At 45.8% G+C, this 24,692-nt stretch carries 18 protein-coding genes; 7 read left to right on the top strand and 11 right to left on the bottom strand.

Going from position 1 to position 24,692, the window contains the following annotated elements:
• The first annotated feature begins 101 nt into the window (after positions 1 to 101).
• Complete coding sequence (locus ACN0RF_RS10845) at positions 102 to 2,414, top strand: S9 family peptidase (RefSeq protein WP_417439011.1); 2,313 nt, start codon at positions 102 to 104, stop codon at positions 2,412 to 2,414.
• Between the two features lie 124 nt (positions 2,415 to 2,538).
• Positions 2,539 to 3,891 (top strand): glutathione-disulfide reductase, encoded by a 1,353-nt coding sequence (gene gorA, locus ACN0RF_RS10840; protein WP_417439010.1) that lies wholly within the window; start codon positions 2,539 to 2,541, stop codon positions 3,889 to 3,891.
• Between the two features lie 156 nt (positions 3,892 to 4,047).
• Here the strand turns inward: gorA and ACN0RF_RS10835 are convergent, their stop codons facing one another.
• Together ACN0RF_RS10835 and ACN0RF_RS10830 are read right to left on the bottom strand one after the other, a co-directional pair.
• Positions 4,048 to 4,515 carry a hypothetical protein gene (locus ACN0RF_RS10835; protein ID WP_417439009.1) on the bottom strand — a complete coding sequence of 156 codons (468 nt, stop codon included), beginning with the start codon at positions 4,513 to 4,515 and terminating at the stop codon, positions 4,048 to 4,050.
• Between the two features lie 54 nt (positions 4,516 to 4,569).
• Entirely contained in the window at positions 4,570 to 5,919 is a 1,350-nt protein-coding gene (locus ACN0RF_RS10830) for a hypothetical protein (RefSeq protein WP_417439008.1), read from the bottom strand.
• A gap of 167 nt (positions 5,920 to 6,086) precedes the next feature.
• Between ACN0RF_RS10830 and ACN0RF_RS10825 the strand changes: the two genes are divergently transcribed.
• Entirely contained in the window at positions 6,087 to 7,001 is a 915-nt protein-coding gene (locus ACN0RF_RS10825; RefSeq protein ID WP_417439007.1) for a pirin family protein, read from the top strand.
• 49 nt (positions 7,002 to 7,050) lie between these two features.
• Positions 7,051 to 7,680: a hypothetical protein gene (locus ACN0RF_RS10820; protein ID WP_417439006.1), complete on the top strand. Its 630-nt coding sequence runs from the start codon at positions 7,051 to 7,053 to the stop codon at positions 7,678 to 7,680.
• Positions 7,681 to 7,699: 19 nt separating this feature from the next.
• Here ACN0RF_RS10820 and ACN0RF_RS10815 read toward each other — a convergent pair whose 3' ends face one another.
• Positions 7,700 to 8,374 (bottom strand): hypothetical protein, encoded by a 675-nt coding sequence (locus ACN0RF_RS10815; protein WP_417439005.1) that lies wholly within the window; start codon positions 8,372 to 8,374, stop codon positions 7,700 to 7,702.
• A gap of 138 nt (positions 8,375 to 8,512) precedes the next feature.
• On the opposite strand from ACN0RF_RS10815, the gene ACN0RF_RS10810 reads away from it, so the two are divergent.
• The gene (locus ACN0RF_RS10810) at positions 8,513 to 11,386 is read left to right on the top strand and encodes an insulinase family protein (protein WP_417439004.1); all 2,874 of its coding nucleotides are present in this window, start codon (positions 8,513 to 8,515) and stop codon (positions 11,384 to 11,386) included.
• A 52-nt stretch (positions 11,387 to 11,438) separates the two neighbouring features.
• Here ACN0RF_RS10810 and gdhA read toward each other — a convergent pair whose 3' ends face one another.
• The 4 genes from gdhA to ACN0RF_RS10790 all read right to left on the bottom strand — a co-directional run bounded on the left by gdhA (position 11,439) and on the right by ACN0RF_RS10790 (position 17,674).
• A complete protein-coding gene (gene gdhA, locus ACN0RF_RS10805) occupies positions 11,439 to 12,791 on the bottom strand; it encodes an NADP-specific glutamate dehydrogenase (RefSeq protein WP_417439003.1) in 1,353 nt (450 codons plus the stop codon).
• A 128-nt stretch (positions 12,792 to 12,919) separates the two neighbouring features.
• The gene (locus ACN0RF_RS10800; protein WP_417439002.1) at positions 12,920 to 15,892 is read right to left on the bottom strand and encodes a carboxypeptidase regulatory-like domain-containing protein; all 2,973 of its coding nucleotides are present in this window, start codon (positions 15,890 to 15,892) and stop codon (positions 12,920 to 12,922) included.
• 139 nt (positions 15,893 to 16,031) lie between these two features.
• On the bottom strand, positions 16,032 to 17,228 hold the full coding sequence (locus ACN0RF_RS10795; protein ID WP_417439001.1) for a GGDEF domain-containing protein: 1,197 nt from the start codon (positions 17,226 to 17,228) through the stop codon (positions 16,032 to 16,034).
• 2 nt (positions 17,229 to 17,230) lie between these two features.
• Positions 17,231 to 17,674, bottom strand: a complete 444-nt coding sequence (locus tag ACN0RF_RS10790) for a YaiI/YqxD family protein (RefSeq protein WP_417439000.1) — start codon at positions 17,672 to 17,674, stop codon at positions 17,231 to 17,233.
• 127 nt (positions 17,675 to 17,801) lie between these two features.
• Between ACN0RF_RS10790 and ACN0RF_RS10785 the strand changes: the two genes are divergently transcribed.
• Positions 17,802 to 18,431 carry a peroxiredoxin gene (locus tag ACN0RF_RS10785; RefSeq protein WP_417438999.1) on the top strand — a complete coding sequence of 210 codons (630 nt, stop codon included), beginning with the start codon at positions 17,802 to 17,804 and terminating at the stop codon, positions 18,429 to 18,431.
• Between the two features lie 128 nt (positions 18,432 to 18,559).
• Entirely contained in the window at positions 18,560 to 20,200 is a 1,641-nt protein-coding gene (locus ACN0RF_RS10780) for a methyl-accepting chemotaxis protein (protein WP_417438998.1), read from the top strand.
• Here the strand turns inward: ACN0RF_RS10780 and ACN0RF_RS10775 are convergent.
• Genes ACN0RF_RS10775 through hemH form a run of 4 tightly spaced genes read right to left on the bottom strand, consistent with a single transcriptional unit; the run spans position 20,197 to position 24,661 of the window.
• The gene (locus ACN0RF_RS10775) at positions 20,197 to 22,497 is read right to left on the bottom strand and encodes a putative bifunctional diguanylate cyclase/phosphodiesterase (RefSeq protein ID WP_417438997.1); all 2,301 of its coding nucleotides are present in this window, start codon (positions 22,495 to 22,497) and stop codon (positions 20,197 to 20,199) included. The genes ACN0RF_RS10780 and ACN0RF_RS10775 overlap by 4 nt on opposite strands.
• A 27-nt stretch (positions 22,498 to 22,524) precedes the next feature.
• A complete protein-coding gene (locus ACN0RF_RS10770) occupies positions 22,525 to 23,028 on the bottom strand; it encodes a hypothetical protein (protein ID WP_110013420.1) in 504 nt (167 codons plus the stop codon).
• A gap of 23 nt (positions 23,029 to 23,051) precedes the next feature.
• On the bottom strand, positions 23,052 to 23,555 hold the full coding sequence (locus ACN0RF_RS10765) for a retropepsin-like aspartic protease family protein (RefSeq protein WP_110013421.1): 504 nt from the start codon (positions 23,553 to 23,555) through the stop codon (positions 23,052 to 23,054).
• A gap of 11 nt (positions 23,556 to 23,566) precedes the next feature.
• Positions 23,567 to 24,661 carry a ferrochelatase gene (gene hemH, locus ACN0RF_RS10760; RefSeq protein WP_011235573.1) on the bottom strand — a complete coding sequence of 365 codons (1,095 nt, stop codon included), beginning with the start codon at positions 24,659 to 24,661 and terminating at the stop codon, positions 23,567 to 23,569.
• Positions 24,662 to 24,692 lie beyond the last annotated feature (31 nt).

Here is a 24,692-nt window from a genome sequence, read left to right as displayed (position 1 = left end):
ATATTGGGGCTTTGCGCTAGTCTTCAACCACGCTTATGTGGTTTCCTGCGTTTTTTGCGGTATTATCAGTTCGTTAATAAATCAGAATAAAGGTAAATGTCATGTCTGACACCTCTTTTCGATCTTTACGCTTATTGGCCGGATTAACGGCCATTATTACCTTAAGTGCCTGTAGTAACCTGGGTGGACAATCCACTGCGGACTCCGATAAAGCTGACGTAACAGGTGTTAGCCAGCTGACAGCGGAGAAAATATTCGCCAGCGATACCTTCAGTATTGACCGCCCGGCTCCAACTCGCTGGCTTGAAGACGGCTCAGGTTACACGACTTTAGAGCAGTCCAACTCGGCAGATGGTCGCGATATTGTTCGTTATCATCCTGAAACCAACGAACGCACGGTTTTAGTCAGTGCTGAACAGCTTACCCCTAAAGGTAAAAGCAAAGCGCTGGATATTGCCAATTACGTCTGGTCAGACGATGGCGACAAAGTACTCATTTTCACCAATACCAAGCGTTCGTGGCGTACCCATACTCTGGGCGACTACTGGGTGCTGGACCGCAGCAACAACGAATTACGCCAACTGGGTGGTAATGCGCCCGAGTCGACTTTGCAGTTTGCCAAGTTTAATCCGCAAGGCACAAAAGTCGCGTTCGTTATGCAGAACAACATTTATGTACAGGACCTTAGCAGCTTCACTATCAGCGCGCTGACCAGCGACGGCAGCGACACTATCGTTAACGGCACCTTCGACTGGGTTAACGAAGAAGAGTTTTTCCTGCGCGATGGTTTTCGCTGGAGCCCGGATGGGCAGCACATTGCGTACTGGCAGCTGGACACCGAAGGCACGCCGGTATTCACCATGATCAATAACACCGACGAACTCTACCCAACGTTAAAAGAATTCCCTTACCCGAAAGTGGGTGAAACTAACGCTGCTATGCGCATTGGCGTTATGCCGGCCGGTGGCGGCCAGACAAAATGGATGGATATTCCCGGTGACCCTCGCCAGCATTACCTGGTGCGCATGAACTGGGCTGGCAACAGCGAAAAACTGTTAATTCAGCAACTGACCCGCAAACAGCACATTAATCGCGCTTTTATCAGCGATATTGAAACCGGTCGCAGTCAGGAGCTGTTACGCGAAAGCACCGACTCGTGGGCCGAATATGTCGACGACATTCACTTTTTAAATGATGGTCGCGAATTTACCTGGTTAAGCGAACGCAGCGGTTATCGCCATATTTATCGCGTGCATCGTGATACCGGCAGAACCACCGCCATTACCCGCGGTAACTGGGACGTGGTTGAAGTGCTGCGGGTAAACGAAGAAAACGGCTGGGTCTATTTTATTGCTTCACCAGAAACACCTCTGGAGCGTTACCTGTTCCGCGCCAGCTTAGACGGCAGTGGCCGCTTAGAGCGTCTTACACCGGACATGGACGGCACCCACAGTTACAGCATTTCGCAAGACGCCAAATACGCTGAACATACCTTTAGTTCGGTTAACCAGGTTCCGGTTACTAATATGATTTCACTGCCGGATCATGAAGTTATTCGTACGGTGGTTGACAATAACGAGGTACAGCAAGCGGTTGAGCAGGTGCAGAAACAACCGGTTGAGTTTTTCCGGGTGGAAGCTCGTGACGGGTTAGAGCTGGACGGCTACATTATGAAGCCGACTGACTTCGACCCCAGCAAAGAATACCCCATTTTGTTCTACGTTTACGGCGAACCCTGGGGGCAGACAGTGGCCAACCGCTGGGGCGGCTCATTGTATTTATGGCACACCATGCTGACACAGCAGGGCTATATTGTTGCGTCTATTGATAACCGCGGCACCAAATCACCACGCGGCTTTGACTGGCGCCGTTCTATTTACAAGAACCTGGGCGTTGTTACCGTACGCGACCAATACGATGCGCTGCAACAAATGCTGGAACGCTGGGACTTCATTGATGAAAGCCGCGTAGGCATTTGGGGACACAGCGGCGGCGGTTCACAAACCCTGAATGCGTTATTCCGTTACCCGGACAGCTACCACATGGGTATGGCGCTGGCACCAGTACCTGATTTAACGCTGTACGACACCATTTATCAGGAGCGGTACTCTGGTTTACTGCCTGAGTCTGCCGAGCGTTATAAAGAAACCTCGGCCATTACGCACGCTGAAAACCTGGAAGGCGACTTACTGTTAGTGCACGGTACGGGAGACGACAACGTTCACTTTCAGGGCAGCGAGCGCCTGGTCAATGAGCTCATTAAACACGGTAAGCAGTTTGAGTTTTTTGCCTACCCGAACCGCTCTCATGGTATTTACGAAGGTGAAGGTACAACCCTTCATTTACGCACTATGATGACCGAGTTTGTGAAAGAGAACTTACCAGCCGGCGAACGCTCGTCATCTGAGCAATGAACTGATCTTTCGATTACCGCTATCGGTATAAAAAGCATGACAACCCCGTGTCTTTATTTGCAAGATACGGGGTTTTTATTCAAGATATCCGCAGTTTTTGAATTAAGTACAGGAGTTAAGCAATATGACCAGACATTATGACTATCTTGCGATAGGCGCAGGTAGTGGCGGCATAGCCTCAGCCAACCGCGCAGCGATACGTGGCGCGAAAGCCGCTGTTATTGAAGCGAAACACGTTGGCGGCACCTGCGTAAACGTGGGCTGTGTTCCCAAGAAAGTCATGTGGTACGGCGCTCATATTGCTGAAGCCATAAAATACTCGCCGTCATACGGCTTCGAGCTTGAACAAAAAGGTTTTGACTGGGCTACTATGGTTAAAAACCGCGAAGCCTATATTGAACGCATTCACGGTGGTTACCATCGCGGCTTTCAGGGCAATGGCGTTGAGTTTATAGAAGGCTTTGCTAAATTCGTTGACCACAAAACAGTAGAAGTTAACGGAGAAAAGATTACCGCTGACCATATTACCATTGCCACCGGCGGGCGCCCTATGATCCCTGAAATTCCGGGCGCTGAGCATGGTATTGACTCCGACGGCTTCTTTGCCCTGACGGAACAGCCTAAAAAGGCAGCCGTTATTGGGGCCGGCTATATTGCCGTTGAAATTGCCGGTGTGTTTCATGCATTAGGCACCGACACTCATTTAATGGTACGTCGTGACCGTCCGTTGCGTACCTTTGATAAAGATATTACCGATGGTTTGCTGGAACGCATGAAGCAGGACGGCCCTGAGCTGCACACCGAAACCACCGTTCGCGAAGTCGCTAAACAGGACGACGGCACATTGACCCTGCACTTTGAAAATGGCAAGTCAATGGAAGGCGTAGACTGCTTAGTCTGGGCAATAGGCCGCTTACCGGCAACTGACAAAATTAACCTGGAATGCACCGGAGTGGAGCTGGACAACGACGGCTTCATCAACGTCGATAAGTTCCAGAATACCAACGTACAAGGTATTTACGCTGTAGGCGATAATACGGGGGCCGCGGCGCTTACACCGGTTGCTATAAAAGCAGGACGCTTACTGGCGGAGCGCTTGTTTAACAACATGCCAAACGCACACATGGACTTTGAAAACATTCCGACCGTGGTATTCAGCCACCCGACCATTGGTACCGTTGGTCTGAGCGAGGAAGACGCTAAGCTCAAATTTGGTGAAGACAACATTACCGTGTACAAGTCATCCTTTGCAGCTATGTACAACGCCGTTACTCCGCACCGTGCCCTCAGCTACTTCAAGCTGGTGTGCCACGGCAAAGAAGAGAAAGTGGTAGGCATTCACGGTATTGGTGAAGGCATGGACGAGATATTACAAGGCTTTGCCGTTGCTTTGAAGATGGGGGCAACTAAAGCTGACTTAGATTCGACTGTGGCTCTGCATCCGACCAGTGCTGAGGAGTTTGTGACTTTGAGATAGAACGTTTCAAACTGGCGTATAAGTTTGCTCTAAGGTCATTCCGAGGGTAGCTATCGACTGGAGTTTTTAGGTTGAAAGTTGCCCTATGGATGGCGAACCAATTTAATGTAAATTCATTTCTACCATGGTCCTATTTTGGAGCAGAGATCAGACTGGTTACACCTTTACATCAATACCGATATGTTCCCGACTTCCCTTAATAAAACTCTCTAAATTATACAAAGTATGAAGGGCATCGCCGTATATCTTTACAGATTCAGAGAAGCCTTGCTCTTGACGATCAATTTCTTTAATTCGGGCATATCTTTCTTCAAGGTGACTAATCGCATCTATAGAACTTTCATTACCGAAATCTTGCCCAACCATGATAAAAACGGATGCTGCATTGCCGGATATTTCGCCAGCTTCAAATAGGTATCCTCCTAATTTACGCAAGTCATCAGGATTAATATCACGTAAATTATACTCCGAAATTTCATTTCGAAGCTCTTCTGACTTTTGGCTAATAATGTCATCCGATACTTCATCCGCTAATCCGATGGGGTTTTCTGTCGAGAATGGCCCATTACTATAGTGAGAAGACACTTGATCGGCATATGTATGATTCAATGCATTGACCTGCATAACTACCTCCTTTATCAGAGTTAAGTAACGTACTTTTACTTTATGCCAAACGCCTTAAGCTTTAGCGCCAGAGGCGTATTCCCAAGGATCCCGGACGTTTCCGTCAGACTCAGCTGGCGGAATATAAGATGACACCACTTTTTCCAAGTCTTCCAGGTATTCCCATTTGGTCTTCGGCACGTAGGAACGCCCGCTTCTCCGGCCCTCACCCTCGCGGGCTTCATAAACAGCCTGCAAAGCATCTTTATTGCTTAAAACGGACTGCAGTTTATTCATCGTCTGGGGCTCTGCTTTCATGTCTATAAGTTCATTGGTGCTGCTCGTTTGTATACCTAATAGATTATCGAGGCCGATGGTCGCAGCTTCCAGATAGCCGATTTGTTCCTTTCTATTTAGGTCGTTAAGTTGGTCGCCCATTTCTACAAGCTGTTCGTCACTGAAATTATAGGTTGTCAGCAACTCTCCCATATTCTCAAGCATTCTTTTCGTTGTCTCGAATAGGTTATCGCCAAACCCTTTGCTGATACTCACCACATGTTCCGAATCACCAAAAGCACTCATTTCAAAGAAAGGATTGGTTTTAAGTGCTACTTTACCAATAAAAGACAATATGCTCGTTCTGGCCTCATCACTTTTATCCAGAAGACCGTCAAGCAGTTGCTCACCTTCAATCCGGCTCATTCCAAGCACATTTAACAAGCTACTTTGCTGTTCCCGGCTGTATTGATCGAGTTTGTTTACAAAATCAGCTGGCGATTTGGTATCTATTACAGTCGAAACGAAGTTCTGTAAATCATTCGCACTCGATTTAACGTCGAAGTATCCTCCTAAAGATTCATAGGTCGCATCGTTCTTACGTTCAGCTTTGTGGATACTGATTTTTTCATTATATTCAGCCGCCTTTTCAATCAGTTGATCCCGGGCAATTCGCTGAGTGTCTGATAGCACTTCAATAAATTGCTCTACTTTTTCTTCATATGTTCTGGAGGGATTAAATTCATTAACATGGGTAAAAAGCATGTTTGCAGAAGCCGACAACCCATAAAATGTATCGGTTAACTGCGAAAGTTGTTCTTTGTCCAGGGTTTCAACCATAGACAAGAAATCATCGTTCGACGTAATGCCTAACCTACCCAGGCGGATAAAATCTTCCTCAGACATTTTTGAGTACAAATCTTTTAGTTTTTCTATTTTCTCCGCCGAAAATTCTGATTGTATTGGCTCTTCCAGCCATTTATTAAAATTAAAATAGAGTTTATCTAGCTCACTAAGGAAGACGCCCTGGGTATTTTCAGGCTGGGTATCCAAAGGCTCCGCCACATGGCTTTGTAGCACCGTTATCGGCTGATTAGAGGGTGCCGGCTTGGTTAAGGATGAATAGTGATTTGTTAATGATATTTTCACCTTTAGTCTCTTTTCTAGTATGAGATACTTACTATAACCATCGGCAGTAACGAGTAAATATTGAGCAAAAATTTGAGAGTTTCTTACTTACGCCGTCAACACTTTGCGGTAATCTTTAAAAAAGATAACAAACGAACTTAGATAATTCTGAAGGCAGCCAGTATTCCATGAGCAATATTCTTAACAATGCTGAACAAGGTTGTGACTCGCACGAACAACCGTCGTCTGCAATAGAAGTTATTATTGAACCTCGCGACAGCGACTTAGGCGGCTTTTATGTCCGCCGCGCATTACCTACTCGCCAAAAACGTATGGTCGGGCCGTGGATTTTCTTTGATGAAATGGGTCCAGCAGATTTCCCGCCGGGAGAAGGCGTCAATGTCGCACCACACCCGCATATTGGGTTATCCACTGTCACGTACTTATTTGATGGCGAAATGCTACATCGGGACTCAATTGGCAGTTATCAAATAATTAAGCCCGGCGATATCAACCTGATGGTCGCAGGCAGGGGCGTTACACACTCAGAAAGAGAGCGCCCGGAAATTACCGCCCGTGAACACAGGCTGCATGGCTTGCAACTCTGGTTAGCGTTACCCGAACAGTACGAACAGACCGAGCCGGCCTTTTATCATATTCCGTCAACCGATATTCCGTCGGCTAATGTGAATGGGGTTTCGGTTCGCGTCATGATAGGTCAAGCTTATGGCGTAAAGTCACCTGTACCTACTTTGTCTGAAACTTTGTACGTGGAAGCCCGACTGGGCTCTGGCCAAGAACTGACGTTACCGACAACAGATGAGTTGGCTGTTTATATCGTTTCTGGTCGCTTAAATTCAGAAGGTAAAGAACTAGTGGCAAGAACATTGGTTGTATTAAAAACTGAAGAGCAACCCGTTATTACAGCTCAGGAGCCATCACATATTGTCATTATTGGCGGTAATGTATTGGGCAATAGATTTATTAACTGGAATTTTGTGTCGTCCGATAAAGAACGCATAGAGCAAGCAAGAAAAGATTGGCAGAATCAGCGCTTTAATAAAGTTGTTGGCGACGAAGATGAGTTTATTCCTTTGCCTTAATGGTTCCCAAAAGGGAAATCAGCGCCTTTATTTAGCAGGAGAAGACATTATGCAGTCTACTACAAGCAGTTTCACTATGCGGGCATTACTCGTTACCGGCTTTCTTTCAATAACCATTACCTCTACGTTTTCCGTAGCCAAAGATACAAATACAGAGAGTGAAACTTGCTCTTATAACGAAGTTGAAATGTTAGAACTATCGCCCAGAGAGTTTGACCAAAACCTGGAAAAAGGCTGGCGAGAAGTAGCTAAAGCGGAAGCCTGTCGTGAAGCGGCAGCCGATCTTATCCATACCTATTACACAAAGAATGAGATTTCCAAAGGGGCTATGAGAACCTTTGTCTGGCATGAGGGTCAGCTTAGGGCCGAAGTCGGTCAGTATCAACGCGCTATTAGCTTAATGAAGCAAGCGCGCAAGCCGCCCGAAAAAGACATGTCTGGCTGGAATTATTACGTTGACGCCACTATCGCCTTTTTACAATCAGATAGAGAAGAGCTAAAAACTCAAAGGGAAAAACTGGCTGCAGTTCCTAAACCCGAAGGTTTTAATCCGACAGATGCCGACGGTAACCCTATTGAACTGCAGTGGCCGCTAAACCTAAATATTGTTGATAAGTTCATTCGTTGTTTCGACCAGGCTTATTCTGAAGTCTACACTGAATGTACTGCAGAAAAATAACCTCTGCTCGTTATCGGAGCTAATAGTGAATGATCATAAACTCACAATTTTCTGGTAATACTTTATTGTCGCTGTTCGTAACGACTATTTTGTCTGCGGTTTTCATTCCCGCATAGGTTTCTACAGACACTTTAAAAAGCCTCAATGTAACGGGGTTTTCCATGCTCTCTAAGTTAGCATGAATAGTGTCAGGTAATATCGACTGATAGCTTCCTTTGTAAGAGGTTATCTTGTCCTCCTCTACGTCAATATTTATCCGTTTATTATTCTTAAATTCAAGAATCATACGCTGGTCATTACAGGTTTGGTGATTGCCGCGAAGAACCGGTGGAAGCTTTAATTCAGGGGCGTTCCCACGTACGTACAACCCAACGTTACGACCTTTATAATAATGCTTCTGCTGATAAAATTTTTGATAAGCTACAGGTTCAAGGTTTTGTTGCTGAATAACGTGCTCAAGTTTAGCGAAGAACTCAGGGCTTTCATTCGCGGGGTTTGTCGCCACAACCACACCTGGAAATTCTTCGGGGATCATTACACCTGAGGTGTTTTTTACTTTGAATCCATTTTCAGACAACGCAGAAATTAATTCCTCACGCTCTTTCTGTGGCAGCCGTTCTGTTGTGAGAAATACGGTGGGTGAACTGCAGCCAACTAATAAAAAAAGCACCGCTATTATAATAATTGCTTTCATTTTGACATCCCTGTACCAAAAGTATGCTTTAACTCTCACAATCTGTTACAAATTAGTCAACAAATAATTAAAGATTACCCTCAACAAGCAGGGTAGTCCTCGTTATTATATTGAGGTCATTTTTTAAGGGATATTTTTATGAAAAAGTTATTACTCGCAAGCTCTATTAGCTTCGCTCTTTTAGCTGCAGGTTGTAGCCAGCCAGCAACGGAGAGCAGCACGGTACAACCGGCAGTAGCCGGCGAAGTCATTAAAAGCCCGAACGACGAGCGCGAATATCGCGTCGTGACTTTGGATAACAATATTGAAATTATGTTGGTTTCTGATCCGAATACGGATAAATCAGCTGCCGCTTTAAGCGTTGGTGTTGGTTTATTGCAGGACCCGGAAGCTCAACAGGGGCTGGCACATTATCTGGAGCACATGTTGTTCCTGGGAACTGAAAAGTATCCCGATACCAACGAATACAGCGAGTTTATGAGTAATAACGGTGGTAGTCAGAATGCCTCTACCTGGCTGGATGTCACCAACTATATGTTTAAAATTAATAACAGCGCCTATGATGAAGCTTTAGATCGCTTCTCTGATTTTTTCAAAGCGCCAAAACTGTACCCAGAATATGCAGACAAAGAACGTAATGCAGTGAACGCCGAATGGTCAATGCGCCGTGAAATGGACTTTTTTGGCCAGTTCAAATTAGGACGCTTATTGCTGGGAGAGCACCCTTCCAATCGTTTCCTTATTGGAAATCTGGACAGCCTGAGTGACAAAGAGAACAGCGAGCTGCACAAAGAAACCGTCGATTTTTACAACCGCTTCTACTCAGCCAACATTATGAAAGTTGCCATGATAAGCAACCGCTCGTTAGAAGAGATGGAAACCTTAGCTCGCAAACACTTTGCCAGTATTGAAGACGACGGTATTGATGAGCCCGAAGTCACAGCTCAAATTAACTTCGACGATGTAGGCAAAAAGCGCATCCACTATGTGCCAAATGAAGACGTTAAGCAGTTGAAGCTGGAATTCATTATCAATGACAATCAGGATCAGTTTGCGGTTAAGCCCAACCGCTATGTCAGTTACCTGCTTGGCTCAGAAATGCCGGGCACACCAGCACAACAACTCAAAGATGCCGGCCTTATTGCTAGCTTGAACGCATCAGCGCAGCCAACTTTTTACGGCAACTATGGAGTTCTGGCAATTGACCTCGAACTGACTAATGCCGGCATGCAGCAGCGTGAAGAAATTGTCGCGCTTATTATGCAGTACATTGATAAAGTCCGCGCCGAGGGCGTTGATGAAAGTTACTTTGAAGAGATAAGAACCAGCCTGAGCAACAACTTCCGCTTCTTAGAAAAAGGGGACGAATTCAGCTACGTCTCGTCACTTGCCGAGGCTATGCAGAATTATCCAGCGGAATACGCAGTTAGTGCCCCTTATGAATATCAGGAGTTTGACCCTGAAGCCATTCGCTCAGTTCTGTCACAGCTTACACCTGAGCACCTTCGCGTTTGGTATATTAGTCAGGACGAGCCACACGACAGCGAGCTCGATTTCTACGAAGGTAAATACAAGGTTGTTGATATCCCGCAAGAAGAAATAACGAGCTGGGATAACGAACCTAAAATGGCAATTAACTTGCCTAAAGTGAATACCCTGTTGCCAGAGAGTTTTGCCATTAAGCAGAACGACGCATTCGATAAACCCAAAGTGGTTATCGAAGAAGAAGGCATTCAGGTCTGGCAGTATCCAAGCCAATTATACAGCGACCAGCCGCGCGGCGTTTTTTATATTCAAATAAACAACGACGCACCTATTAAAAGTATAAAAGCCGACGTTTTAACCGCTTTATGGCGCGATTTATACAATATGAATGTTAGCGCACTGGATACCGAAGCAAATATTGCGGGTATGAACCTGAACCTTAATGACGGCACTGGCCTGTCACTGACGGTGTCTGGCTTTACCGATAAACAACCGCAGCTACTTGAACGTGCTATTGATAACTTGAGGTTTGACGTAGAAGAGCGAGCCTTTAAGCAAGCGGTGGATCGCTATGTCAGAGAACTTGAAAACAAAGGCCAGCAATTCCCAATTTACCAAAGCTTTGATGCATACGGGCAGTTGATTCGGGAAGGCGGGTTTAACCAAACTGACTTAATTGAAACTGCGCAAAGCCTGACTCCGGCTGACTTGTCTAACTTTATCGACACCTTAATGGGTAATAACGCCATTCGCGTGTTTGCTTTTGGTAATTACGATAAGGCCAATCTGGAAGAATCTGTTGAGCGTATTCAGGCCAGCTTACCCGAAGACCGGAAGGTCACTGACTTTAAAGTGGCTCAATTCTGGAAGCCTGAAACTGGCAAGTCCATTGTATTGCGTCGCGACCTGGATGTAGCTGACGTGGCAGTAGTTGATGCACACATTCATCCTCAACCAGGTTTTGCCACGCTAGCGGCAGGAACTGTTCTGCAAAGCCATTTCCGCACCGTAGCCTTTGATACCCTGCGTACGGAAGAGCAACTGGCCTATGCGGTGGGTTCTTTCGCACCGAATCTTGATAATTACGCAGGTTTTGGCCTGTACATTCAGACCCCGGTTAAGAACGTTGCCGATATGCAGGAGCGTTTTGATAGTTTCAAAGAAGAGTACTGGGAAGACTTGCAGGAAATGACCCCGGAAGAGTTCAACCAAATCAAACAAAGCACCTTGATTACACTGAACGAACAGCCGAAGAACTTGATGGAAGAAGTTTCTCCATTCCTGGCTGATTTGAGCTTGCAGCGCTTTGAATTCGACAGCAAAGAACAGTTAATTGATGCCGTTGAAAACGTAAGCCTTGAAGACGCCAAAACGTTTTACCAGCAAACCATGTTAAACCCAGATGCCGCACGTATTTCAGTGCAGCTGCGTGGTACTAAGTTTGCAGAGCAACCCTACGCGGAATTGCCAAACCAGAAAGTCATTTCCGATTTGGCAGAGTTTCATCAGGAAATGGAGAAGCAGTAATAACGCCTGGTATTGAGCAACCTCATTATTGAGGTTGCTCTAATTTCAAAACTCAAACCACACCTTGTTCCAGCATGGCGTCCGCGACTTTGCGGAACCCGGCAATATTTGCGCCAAGAACTAAGTTTGACGGGTGTCCGAAATCTTCGGCGGTGCGCTTCGCATCCTGGTATATATTACTCATAATGTCTTTGAGTTTTTCATCCACTTCTTCAAAGTCCCAGCGCAACATACTGGCATTCTGAGCCATCTCTAACTGGCTAGTGGCGACACCGCCTGCGTTTGATGCTTTGCCCGGACCATAACCAACGCCACTTTCAATGAAAAGCTCGACCGCGGCCTGGGTGGTGGGCATATTTGCCCCTTCCACTATGTACTTACACCCATTTTCCAGAAGTGCCTGGGCGTCTTTTTCGGTCAATTCATTCTGAGTTGCACAGGGAAAAGCGATATCGGCCTCGTAGCGCCAAACGCTGTGACCTTCATCGGGGTAATCATCTTTAGGCGTGTACTCTGCATCATCATGAGTTTCTAGGTACTCCTTAAGGCGCCCGCCCCGTTCTTCTTTTATGCGCTTAACCAAGTCCAGATCAATACCACTGTCATGGTAAATGGTTCCGCTGGAATCACTGCAACTTAGTGGCTTAGCCCCTAAGTCGTAAAGCTTTTCAATAGCATGAGTAGCGACATTACCAGAGCCTGAAATCAAACAACGCTTTCCGTCCAAAGAGTCATCCTGGTCATCCATCATGCATTGCGCGAAATAGACAACTCCATATCCTGTCGCTTCTTTTCTAACTTGCGAGCCGCCCCATAATTCGCTTTTTCCGGTTAAAACACCGTCAAAACGGTTGGCCAGACGCTTATATTGACCAAAGAGGTAGCCAATTTCCCTTGATCCCACACCGATGTCTCCCGCCGGAACATCCGTATGGGGCCCTATATGACGATACAGTTCACTCATAAACGACTGGCAAAAACGCATAATTTCCGCGTCCGACTTGCCTTTAGGATCGAAATTGGCACCACCTTTGCCGCCGCCAATGGGTAAGCCGGTCAACGCATTCTTAAATATTTGCTCAAGGCCAAGAAACTTAACAATACCGGCATTAACACTTGGGTGAAAACGCAACCCGCCTTTATAAGGCCCCAGCGCCGAGTTAAACTCTATTCTGTAGCCTTTATTCACCTGAATTTTACCATCATCGTCCATCCAGGGGACACGAAACATAATTTGCCGCTCAGGCTCAACCAGACGCTCAATAATAGAGTGTTCCCGATACTTAGGGCGTTCTTCCAGCAAAGGTTCTATCGATTCAAGTACATCCTCTACCGCTTGATAGAACTCAACTTGAGCCGGACTGGTTTGCTTTAGCTTTTCGATGGTTTCTTTTATGTAGCTCATTCACGTATCCGTTATTGTTAAAGGCATATTCATGCTTATTAATAACGTATTTTAGAAAGTTTAGATCGCCCAAAATAAAAAACCCGGAGGCAAAGCCTCCGGGTTACAACAGTTTTCCTTCTGGAAAACTAGAACGATAAACGCGCTCCTAAATAAAACTGGCGCGGTTTCACCCACTCTACTGCTTCACCAAACTCATACACGCCATCGCCGGCAACTAAATCTTGCTCTCGACGCGCAGCTTGGTCATCTAACGCATTAAATATATCAAGGAAGAATTCGGCCTTATAGCTTTCACCAAAGTCATACGTATACTTAACGCGAAGATCTAACGTTCCGTATGCGGGAGACTCTTGAGAACCAATAACCCCTTCTTGAACCCAGGTATCAGTATGCCCACCAACCTCATATGGCTCATCAGATAGTGGCGCATGGCGACCGTATAAAGCTCGGGTTTTACTATAAATAGTACCCGAGTTCCAGTTATATACCGCTCCGACTTCAAAGCCGTTATCAAATTTGTAACTACCAAATAATTTAACCAGATGCTCGATATTTCCGGGTTGATCTGCATATACACCCGGAGCTCGGGGATCTAGCCAAACAAAGTCACCTTGCAAGTCAGCATTACTATCTGAGTTCGTATTACCTTTTGCATCGTTGTAAGTCCAAGACGCATTAAAGAACCAGTTATCAGACGCCGTTCTATGCTTAGTGAACGCTACTTGCAAACCTTCATAATCACGCTTTCCTCCTTCTAAAGTCGCAATTACGTAATTAGAACCAGGATTTTCATCGTAACCAAAATAAGAAAGGGGTAAATAAAAGTCAGTCCCCTCTAGAGCATTTGCGTAGACACCAAGATCGTAATCTTCTAGAAGATCCCTAGTAGCCCTATCAGTGTAAGTCACTTCAATACTCATATTGTCTGCGATGTTTGTCGCATAACCGAGCAGTATTTCGTCGGTATAGGGTGTTTTTGTACTTGGTGCGAAAAACGCATCTTGCACTTGCTCACCGCCACGTACACGATAGGTCAACCAGCGATCCTCTAAATAGATTTGCTCATGAAGCACTGGACCAGTCAGGTTCCCCGCAAAATCAGTCATATTTGTGCGGATAGGATCATAGTAACGGCCTACAAAACCCCAGACTTTACTAGACCCATCAATGTCATAAACAACACTAAACCGCGGTGCAACTTCCCAGTCAAACTCTGCTATTTTGTCGCCTTTAGATGAGAAATGCTCCCAAGTTTCAGCACGTATACCAGCATTCACTGTCCATTGAGCTATAGTCCAGGTGTCCTGGAGGAAGACTGTTTTACCTTTGGTCTCCATCTCAATTGGTGCTGTTTGAACTTCCTGGCTTCGATAAACGTTCACGTCACCTGTTGGATTACCCTCAGTAGAATCAAAAATGACGCCACTTCTTAATTCGTCTTCGCTAATTGTGCCGTCATTATTTGTATCGTAGCGACTTGTATATAAAGCGGCATCATCGCTTGAAGCCATATTTGAGATGAGTCGAGAAAGGTCATCCGCAGATAGATCTCGCTGGCCCACCCAGTCGTCGGCATCTAAATAATCACCAATGGAAGAGCCTGAGTTTCTGTTCCCGATTGAAGTATATTGAGCTCCCTCCCCGGTATAGCGGCTATCCTGAAGGTTTTCATTTACCGTGTAGACAAAGCCTGCTTTTATTTCGTGGCTGCCCATATCATAAGTATCCAAAAAATACTCTAACGTAGCTTGATACTGGTCCTTATTACGGAAATTGGTAGAGTTAACGCCATAACCCCCTTTATCAGTATCCGCATTCGTTGGCTCAAAACCGTCAGCTGTGCGATATGCCACATCATTACGCGTAGAATTATCAGCAGCGACACGTGATGCTTCGCCTTCATGACTAGAGACTTGCAGGGTAAGAATCAAGTTATCCCAATAACGGGAATATTCAACTTTATAATTATCACCACCGTTCTCTTCAGCTACATCCCGGTTATTCAGTGTTCTTGGATCGTCAGAGCCACTAATTTCTTGAGGATCGTTAAACCAGCTTGCAACAAAACGATCGTTTCCCGTTGGTTGCCAGGTCAGTTTAAAGAAGCCCAGATCTTGCTCATCTTTGATAGTGCGCAGCTGTGTATCCGTTACCGGGTCAGTCACATCTTCTTCACGATCTTTAAGTTGGTAAGAGCCAAAAAACCAAAGTTCATCTTCAATAATCGGGCCACCCAAAGTCACGGCAGTATCAAAAGTATCAAAGCTATTTTGAGAGAGATTTTCGTTATCGGCTACCAAACTGTCATTTTGGAAGTAATAGTTAACAGAACCGCTCCACTCGTTACCACCAGATTTCGTGATAACTCGGGTTACTAAGCCTTGACCGCCCGCATACTCCGCAGGTATGCCTCCAGTTAAAATTCGCTGCTCCTGGATGATTTCGGAGTTAATATTAGCGCCAAAAGTACCCGTCTGGTTATCGGTAACATTAACACCATCGAGGTAGTAAACATTGTCTGAAGACGAACCATACTCGCCACCTATATCAGAATAATTAACACCTGATTTAGACGATGGGTTCCCACCAACAGAAGGTTTAGTACTGGGTGCTAACTGCAAATAATCCTGAAAGCTTCGAGCGGTAGGGAGAGATTCGGTCATATCCAAGGTGACTGAGGTTCCTGTCGTGGAGGACGTAGTATCTATCGTAGACATCGCACGACCGGTCACCTGAATTGTTTCAATATCAGAGCCTTCTGCTGTTAATGAGTAGTTCAGCTCAAAAGTTTGGCCCGACGAAACTCGAACATTCCCAGACTCAAATCCAGAATATCCCTCTTCGACAATCTCGACTTGATAGTCGCGAGAGGGTTGCAAACCCCCTAAACGAACATATCCGTCGTCATCGGTCTCTGCCGTTCTTTTTGCCAAGGTATCCGGAGCACTCACACTCACTGTCGCATTAGGGACAGGGTTCCCTTGCGTGTCTGTTACTTGTATACGAAGTGTACCGGTATCCTGAGCGTAAGAACTGGACGAGGCTGCTATTGCAGCAGCAACTGATAATGCTGTTAACGTTTTTTTCAATTTTAACATGATTGTTCTCTCCGTTAACAAACGCCACTATCTAAGTGAACGTACAACTTGTCTTTGTTATAAATTTTTATTGTTATCGAGGCGAGACCTCACAATCACATTAACTAGAAGAATATTTTTTGTCCAGTTGTTATTTTAATTAACAAATGGATGTTCTATTACGCCCAGCCTTCTTCGCAGAATAAAGATTCTCATCAGCACGTTTTAAAATGCTATCCGCTGTATCATCAGGCTCTTTTACAGTTGCACCTAAACTTATCGTGACTTTTACCGTTTTACTCTTCTCCTTTTTACCTCGCGCTTCTTTTCCTTTTGTCTTACTCTCTGGCCGCGAAGGCTCTCTCAATTTAAGCGGGTAATTAGCAACCTGGCTACGAACGCTTTCCAGCAAATTTTTTAGCTTTTCTTCATCGTTGTGGAAAAACACTAAAGTAAATTCTTCTCCGCCATAGCGGTACGCCTTAAACCCGCCGTGCTCTTTTAAAATACGGCCTAACAGCCGCAGCACCTGATCACCAACCTCGTGTCCATAGCGGTCATTAAACTTTTTAAAATGGTCAACGTCGAGCATGCAAACGGCACTGCGTTTGCGTAAGTGTTGCAACTGACTCATCAACGCACGCCGTTGCGGTAGCCCGGTTAGTTCATCAATGTAGGCCAGCTTCAACATTTGGTCGGCCAGCGCCAGCAATAAGCCTGCGCTGGCTGCCAAAGCGGCCCAGGTAGAGGCTTGCTGGTACTGCACAGCTAACAAAAAGACCATAAGAGAAAACCAGGCGGCCCAATGACTCCAGGCAAAAGCAGAAGCGCTTTTATAGAGCAAATAAGTTGCCCAAATTCCGCCCATGGCGACTGTCCAAATGAGCAGCCCAATAGCAAACGAACTTTGTTGCCAGTCAGGTAAAGTCAAAACCTCTGCGGGACTCAATAACGCAAGGGTTTGTGCAACTGGAGTCAGCAATAACGATAAAGGCAGTATTGCCAAAGCAACAAATATCAGTATGCCTTTTCCGGTTAGTAGCACTGGCTTTTTCAGGAAGGTCAGAAGCAAGACACTAAGCGACAACCACACAGGAAGTGCATCGTACAGCTGGGAAACCTCTTTCTGCGCCAGCGGTTGCTGTAAACCCAGCTGAATCGTAGCGTAGATACCACCAATCCAGGCGCACCAATAAAACCATTGCCATTGCCGAAAGAAAGCGGCAACCAAGAACACCAGCCCTAATGCTGCTGAGACAGTTCCGGGAACTGAAAGCGAGACAGACGTAAGCCACTCAGGAAAAAACCAAACCATAAGAGCCCAGATAATTGCCGGTAACGCCGCAAAAAAGGTCAAGTTCAACTCCCTGCTAATAAACGGTCTAAATGATCCGCAAAGTTTTTTCGATCCACATTCGACAACGGCGGCGGGCCACCAGACTGAATACCACTACTGCGCATGGTATCCATAAAATCTCTTATATTCAGGCGCTGGCGAATATTGTCGGGGGTGAAGAGCTCCCCCCGGGGGCTTAATGCCTTAGCGCCTTTGTCTATCACTTCAGACGCCAGCGGAATGTCACTGGTTATAATTAAGTCGCCCGCTTCACAGCGCCGGACTATTTCATGGTCTGCCACATCGAAACCACTACCTACCTGCACCATATGAATAAATTTAGATTTAGGTGTTTGAATGCGTTGATTAGCCACTAAGTAGAGCTGCAGTTGTTTTCGTTGTGCCGCGCGAAAGAGAATTTCCCGTATTGCCACAGGGCAGGCATCGGCATCAATAAATAAAGTCATTGCTAATAGTCCACGCATCTATATTAGAGTAAAAGGTTATAAGCCCAATGCCTTGTAATGTGTCCAGTACGCTATCATTTAATGGTTATCAGCAAAGCTTATCAATAATTGCTTCAGGAGGCACTCTATGACATTACGTATTGGCGATACTGCACCGAATTTTACCATTGATACCACACAGGGTTCGATAGAATTCCACGACTGGGCGAAAGGCTCGTGGGTATTTTTCTTCAGCCACCCGGCAGACTATACACCGGTTTGCACAACGGAAATGGGGCGTACAGCCCAACTGGCACCAGAGTTTGAAAAACGCAACGTGAAACCACTGGGGTTATCTACCGATACCGTAGAAGCTCACAAAGGCTGGATTAATGATGTTAATGACACTCAAAATACCGTACTTGAGTTTCCTATCGTTGCCGACAAAGATTTAGAAGTCGCACAGCTTTACGACATGATCCATCCAAACGAAAGCGCCACAGCCACAGTACGTTCAGTTTTTATTATCGATCCGAACCAAAAAGTTCGTTTAATTATGACGTACCCAATGACTGTCGGTCGTAACTTCAATGAGATTTTACGCGTTATTGATGCTCTGCAGACAACTGACCGTGACGAAGTGGCCTGCCCGGCTGACTGGCTGCCCGGAGACTCTGTCATTATTCGTCCGACGGTGAGCGACGAAGATGCAAAAGAGAAGTTTCCACAGGGTTGGAAAACCTTACGCCCATATTTACGGTTAACCGATATTAAGTAATGCAAAAAGCAGCTATGCTGAGTGTCATATGACGCTCAGCATTTACTGTTGACCAGCTAAAGTAAGCCTGCTTAGCTTCCGATAATGGGTAACATGACTTCGGTCAAAAGCTATTTAGAGGCGCAATTATGAGCTGGTTTAACAACCTTACATTTCGGTACAAATTATTACTTCCTATTGTCTTACTGGCCTTAGTGCTAGTCGGTATCGCTGCAGTCAGTGCGGTTAATTTTAAATCCGTCGCCAATAGCGTTGATGAAATAGCCAGCGAGCACTTGCCTGGACTTAACTTTCTGCTGCAGGCAGACCGCGACTTACATCAGGCTCAGGTAGCAGAAAGAACACTGCTTTCAGTACCCTCCGGCTCACCTAAGCAACAACAGCTTACTGACACCTTTAATGAGAATCTACAACAAGCCGCTCAACGCGTTGACCGCTTTTTAAATTTAACCTCAAGCGCAACCGAGCGTCAGATGGTTGATGATTACAAGCAAAAAAATGAAACTTGGGTAGCAACCGCAAAGCAAGTTATAACACTTCACAATCAAAACCAGACAGCAGAAGCCATCCGTTTAAGCGAGCAGCAAAGTGGCCCTCAGTTTGAGGCTATGCGGAACGTCCTGGACGAATTAGAGCAACGCAAAGAGAAAGCGGCGCTAAGTCAGTCGGACATTATTGACGAAGTCATCAGTCAAAGTAACTGGACACAAATGGTTGTGTTGGTGGTTGGGCTAACCATCTGCGTCTTACTGGCTTTATTTTTCCCTCCTTTAATAACCAAACCTCTGAACTTAATGCTTGAGCGTTTTGAAGATATGGCTAAAGGTGAAGGCGATTTAACCGCACGCGTAAATCTGGACCGGACAGATGAACTGGGCAAGGTAGCCGATGCTTTTAATGCCTTTGTCGAAAAGTTGCAGCGCATTATTACCAAAATTAATGAAATGACAGAACAGCTGGCAACATCGTCAGAGGAGCTTTCCAGCATTTCTGAAGAGTCTAATCAAAGTATCAGAAAGCAGCACGAGGCGGTTGAGCAGGTCGCAACGGCTATCCATGAAATGTCGACCACAGTGGATGAAATAGCCAAAAGTGCCAATGACGCAGCGACTTCTGCGAAAACAGCTGATGACCACACCAAGCAGGGTCGCGATGTCGTGAAGTCGACAGTTGAGGCGATTCAGAATTTGGCGAACCACGTAAATCAAACATCTCAAACCATTTCTAAGGTAGCGGAAGATAGCGATAACATAGGTAAGGTGTTGGATGTTATCGGTAGCATAGCCGAACAAACAAACTTGCTTGCGTTAAACGCGGCTATTGAATCTGCACGCGCAGGGGAACATGGCAGAGGCTTCTCTGTTGTCGCCGACGAGGTCAGAACCTTAGCCAGCCGCACGCAAAAATCAACCCAGGAAATTCAGGAAATGATTGAGCGTTTACAAACAGCAACTCATGAAGCCGTCCGCTCAATGAATACCGGCAAGGAAGAGGCGGATCACACAGTGGAAAGAGCAAGAAATGCTGATGAGTCACTCCAGGCAATAACCTCGGCGGTAGCAGAAATTAATGATATGAACAGTCATATTGCCAGCGCGGCTGATGAGCAAAGCTCAGTTACAGAGGAAATTAATCAGAACATTAATACTATTAGTAGTATTTCAGATCAGTCCGCGCAAAGTTCGGCGCAGGTGAAAGAGTCCAGCGAGAATTTGGCTGAGTTGTCTGCCAATCTGCAACAGGAACTCCGTCAGTTCCGAATTCGCTAACGTTCGTTCTCGAAAGATTGCTGGCGTTCTGCCCATTTGAGCAGTTCGTCCAGCGGCTTCGGTTTACTGAATAAGAACCCCTGCATAAAGTGGCATCCATGCTCCACTAAATAAGCACATTCTTCTTCCTTCTCTACGCCTTCAGCGACAGTTTCAATACCTATGCCTGCAACCATACTCAGAATACCGCAGGTAATAGCGGCGTTATGCGAGTTCTCATGAATATTTTCAATAAAGCTGCGATCAATTTTGAGTTTATTAACCGGCAACATATTTAAATAACGTAAGCTGGCAAAGCCACTACCAAAATCGTCAATAGCCACATCCAACCCCAGATCTCGCAATTGTTGCAATAATTCAGCAATACGCTGAGTGTCATTAACTAATACATTCTCTGTAATTTCGACGGTGATCTCGCCGGGTTTAATATCAAACTGTTCGAGTATCGCTTTCGTTTTACTGACAAAATCTTCACGATAAAACTGAATAGGAGAAAAGTTAACCGAAACAGATTTTATACCGTACCGCTTAAGCTGCTGCAGATCGCGACAAGCCTGCTTTAGCACCCATTCACTTATTGGAATGATTTGCCCTGTGCGCTCGGCAACAGGAATAAAGTCTGCAGGAGAAACGTAGCCTTTGGTTGGATGTTGCCAGCGAATAAGCGCTTCGGCCCCGGCGACTTTACCTTTGTCGGTCATAATGGGTTGATAAAACAGCTCGAACTGCTCTTGCGCAAGCGCTTCCTGAATTTTGGTCCGCAATGCCACTTTGTAACCTAAGCCTTCATCAAGGTTTGCGGAATACCAGTAAACAGAGTTACCTCCGCGTTTTTTCGCTTCATACATAGCGACATCGGCACGTTGAGTAAGCTCCATCGGGTGTTTAAACTCAATATCATTTGCTGCAACACCAATTGCTGCCGACAAAGAAACCTCGACTTCGCCAATCCGAAAGGGCTGTTCAAATACCGCTAAAACATCCGCACATAACGCATTAACTTGTTCAACAGCACTCATATCCTGAATAACGGCGACAAACTCATCGCCACCAAAACGACAAAGTAAATTAGGCTCCGAAACTACCTGTTGCAGGCGTTGCGCCGTCTCAATTAAAACCTCGTCTCCCAGGTAGTGTCCCAGACTATCATTTATAGGCTTAAAGCCATCCAAATCGATAAATAGGACGAATACCGCTGCGTCACTCTTACTCTCCTGCAACTGCTGTAGTCGCTGCTCCATTGCACTGCGATTTACCAGGTGCGTTAAGCTGTCGTGAGAAGTGAAAAATTCTAACGCTTCCTCTCGCTGAATTCGTTCGGTAATGTCCTTAGCTATGCCGTGTACGCCGGTAATTTCGCCATCGATAATAATAGGAATATTGGTTATCGCTAAGTCATGAAGCTGACCCGTCTGGTCTTTTACTTTTATCTCATAGGACTGAGGAATACCGGCTTTAGCTGCTTCAAAATGCTCTGAGGTTCGCTTCTGGTCACTTTCAGGCACTGCCAGCTCATAGTGTTCACCCAGTAAATCTTCTTCTTTAAGCAATAAAAGCTCACAAACTGAACGATTAACGCTAGTGAAGTTGCCTTCTAAATCGAGCATAAAAACAGCATCAGGGTTGTGAGTGAAGAGTGAATTTTGACTCTGCTCAAGGCGCGCTTGTTTCTTTCTTTGCTCCTCCTGCTCAATGATGAGAGCCACCAAGTCGCGATTACGGACAATGATTTCAAGTTCAGGCCCTAAAGGCATTCTGGGTTCAGAGAAGTAGATTGCGAAGATTCCAATAACGTCACTGTCAGAGGTTGCAAAAATAGGGTGGGACCAGCACGCCACTAAACCTTGCTGCTCGAGGAGGGACCGGAACTCATTGAAGCGCTGGTCCTTTCTCATATCAGCAACCAGCACGGGCTCACCGAGTGCTGCCGCTGTACCACAAGCGCCAACACCCTCTGCTACGGCTAAGCCATCTAAGGCGCGGTTATAGGACTTAGGTAGGGAAACAGAAGCGGCGGTTGATAAGGTTTGTGTTTTTTTATCAACCGCCATAATGGAGCACATGGCACCATCAATTTGAGACTCAATAAGCCGACAGATGCCCAACAGGCGGCTTTCAATATCCCGATGCCGGGCTAACGAGTTAAACGCTTCATAATGTGACTGAATTAAGTAATTTGTGCCTTGGTATTTCTTTTCCGCTCTTTTGCGGACCACTACGACAAAAATTGTCGTAGCAATCAGAACAATAGCTATGCCTGTCGCCAACAGGCTGTATTCGGGGAGGCTATCCTGCATTGGCTCGCTGCATATTTACCGCCTATTTTATTTAACCCGCTGCACTCGCATACGGCGATTCGAACCTTCACGGCCAAAGAAAAATGAATTTAATGCGCCGCGTTCAATATAATAGGTATCGTCTTCGTCCCAGGGAAAATAACCACCGCTGTCGGTCTGTTTCCAAATTTGGCCATTACTCAGTTCGATACGCCACTTGTCATAAGGTCCCTGCTCTTTCGCTGCGACTTCAACCTCAATTCGGTCGAGCTGGCCTTCCTCTTTGTCTTTATGCTCCATACCAAAGGTTCGCTCTAAAGAAGAGTTACCACGGCGCTCAGCCTTTGATTTTTGTTTTTCTGCCTGCACTTTTCCTCTGGCTTTTCCTTCTGCTTGCTTCACCTGTCCCTGAGACTGCTTAGCAATATTGTCATAACATACCAGTCGCTCCAGCGAGTCTTCAATCCCTGCACATTGCTGCAATGCCTCTTGTTGTGCATTAACACTGCCCGCCACCAACAATAAGCTTGCCCCTAGTAATGTTTTGTACATACATCGTTCCTGTTTTGTTTTATTTAATAACGTAATGTAAGAGTATCGCCTTTTTGCGTTAACTCAAATTCCTTCAAAGCACTCATGCCCAAAAGTATGACATCCCCATCCATTCCGGGAGTGATAGACGCCGCGACATTCGTTAGCTGAATTTCACCCAGTTCTAATCTGTCAATTTCTGTTCTATAAGTTATAACACGTCCGTTCGCGGTTTGAGACATACCCTGGCGGCCTTTACGCAAGCCCAGTTCTTTAGCCAGGTTTTCAGGAACAGCAACCAGTGTCGCACCGGTGTCCAACAAGAAAGTCACAGGCTGACCATTCACTTTACCCTGAGCCACATAGTGACCCATCCGGTTTTGCTCCAGCAAAACGGTGACTTGTCCGTTATCAACATGGCTTTGCACCTGAGAGTTCGGGTTAAACTGTTGCTGCAACTGGTCTTCAAAAAACCAGACCAACATGACAAGGGCTAGCCCCCAGGCAATAAACATAAAAGGTTTGCCGAAAGAAGTCGTACGCGCCAAGTTAATCTCCTTTAATCATCATAGGGCAAACTTTGCTTTTTTACCTGGTCAGCTCTTTGCTGTCGCTGTTCGGTTACGTCTTCAACTGACCAGCCTTGCAAATTATTTTCAATAAGCTGACTTAGCGCATCAATATGCCCGCTTTCGGCATTCAGAGCTGAAATGTACTCGTACCGCTCACCACCACTTTCCATAAAGTATTCACGGTTTTCTTCACCAATTTCTTCTACGGTTTCTAAGCAGTCAGAAGAAAAACCCGGACAAAAGACCTGAACCGACTTTACTCCTTTACCTGGAAGCGCTTTCATCGTCATATCGGTATAGGGCTGCAACCACTCTTCGCGACCAAAACGTGACTGAAAAGTCGTCAGATACTCGTCTTTTCCAAGCCCTAATCGTTCTGCCAGTAAGCGCGATGTTTTGTAGCATTCGCAATGGTAAGGGTCACCATTTTTCAGGTAGCGCAGTGGAATCCCATGGTAGGAAAACAGCAACTTATCAGCCCGTCCATGAGCGTCCCAGTGTTTTTCAATGCGCTGAGCAGCGGCCTCTATAAAAGGTGAAAAATCGTGATAGTGAGTAATAAAACGAAGTTCAGGTAACCAGCGGCGTTTGGTAAAGTCTTTGGCCAGCGCATCAAAGGTTGAGGCCGTGGTCGATGCCGAGTACTGCGGATACAAAGGCAACACCAGCAGTTTGCGAACGCCTTTTTGCATCATCTTCTCAACCACCTCGCTAAGAGCCGGGTTCCCGTAACGCATGGCAAAATCCACAACAATGTTGTCACCCCAGGTTTGCTTCAGTTTTGCCTCAATGGCCGAAGCCTGGTCTTGCGTGTGAAATAACAAGGGAGAGCCACGATCAGTCCAGACAGTTTTATAAGCTTCAGCTGAACGTTTAGGCCGAAAACGCAAAATAACGCCGTTTAAAATCAAAAACCAAAGTAAGCGCGGAACTTCCACCACTCTAGGGTCGGATAAAAACTCTTTTAGATAGGGCTTGAGCGCTTTTTTTGTTGGAGCCTCTGGAGTTCCCAGATTAGTAACCAAGACACCAATTTTGTCCGCCTGCCCATGAGAAAAGCCCGGGCTTCCTTGATATTTCATTTTGAGTTACCTTTTAACAACACGATGTAAG

The organism is Idiomarina sp., from assembly GCF_048260185.1.
GTDB lineage: Bacteria > Pseudomonadota > Gammaproteobacteria > Enterobacterales > Alteromonadaceae > Idiomarina.
Note: the sequence above shows the minus strand (reverse complement) of the source record. Positions and strands in the feature narration are given on the sequence as shown.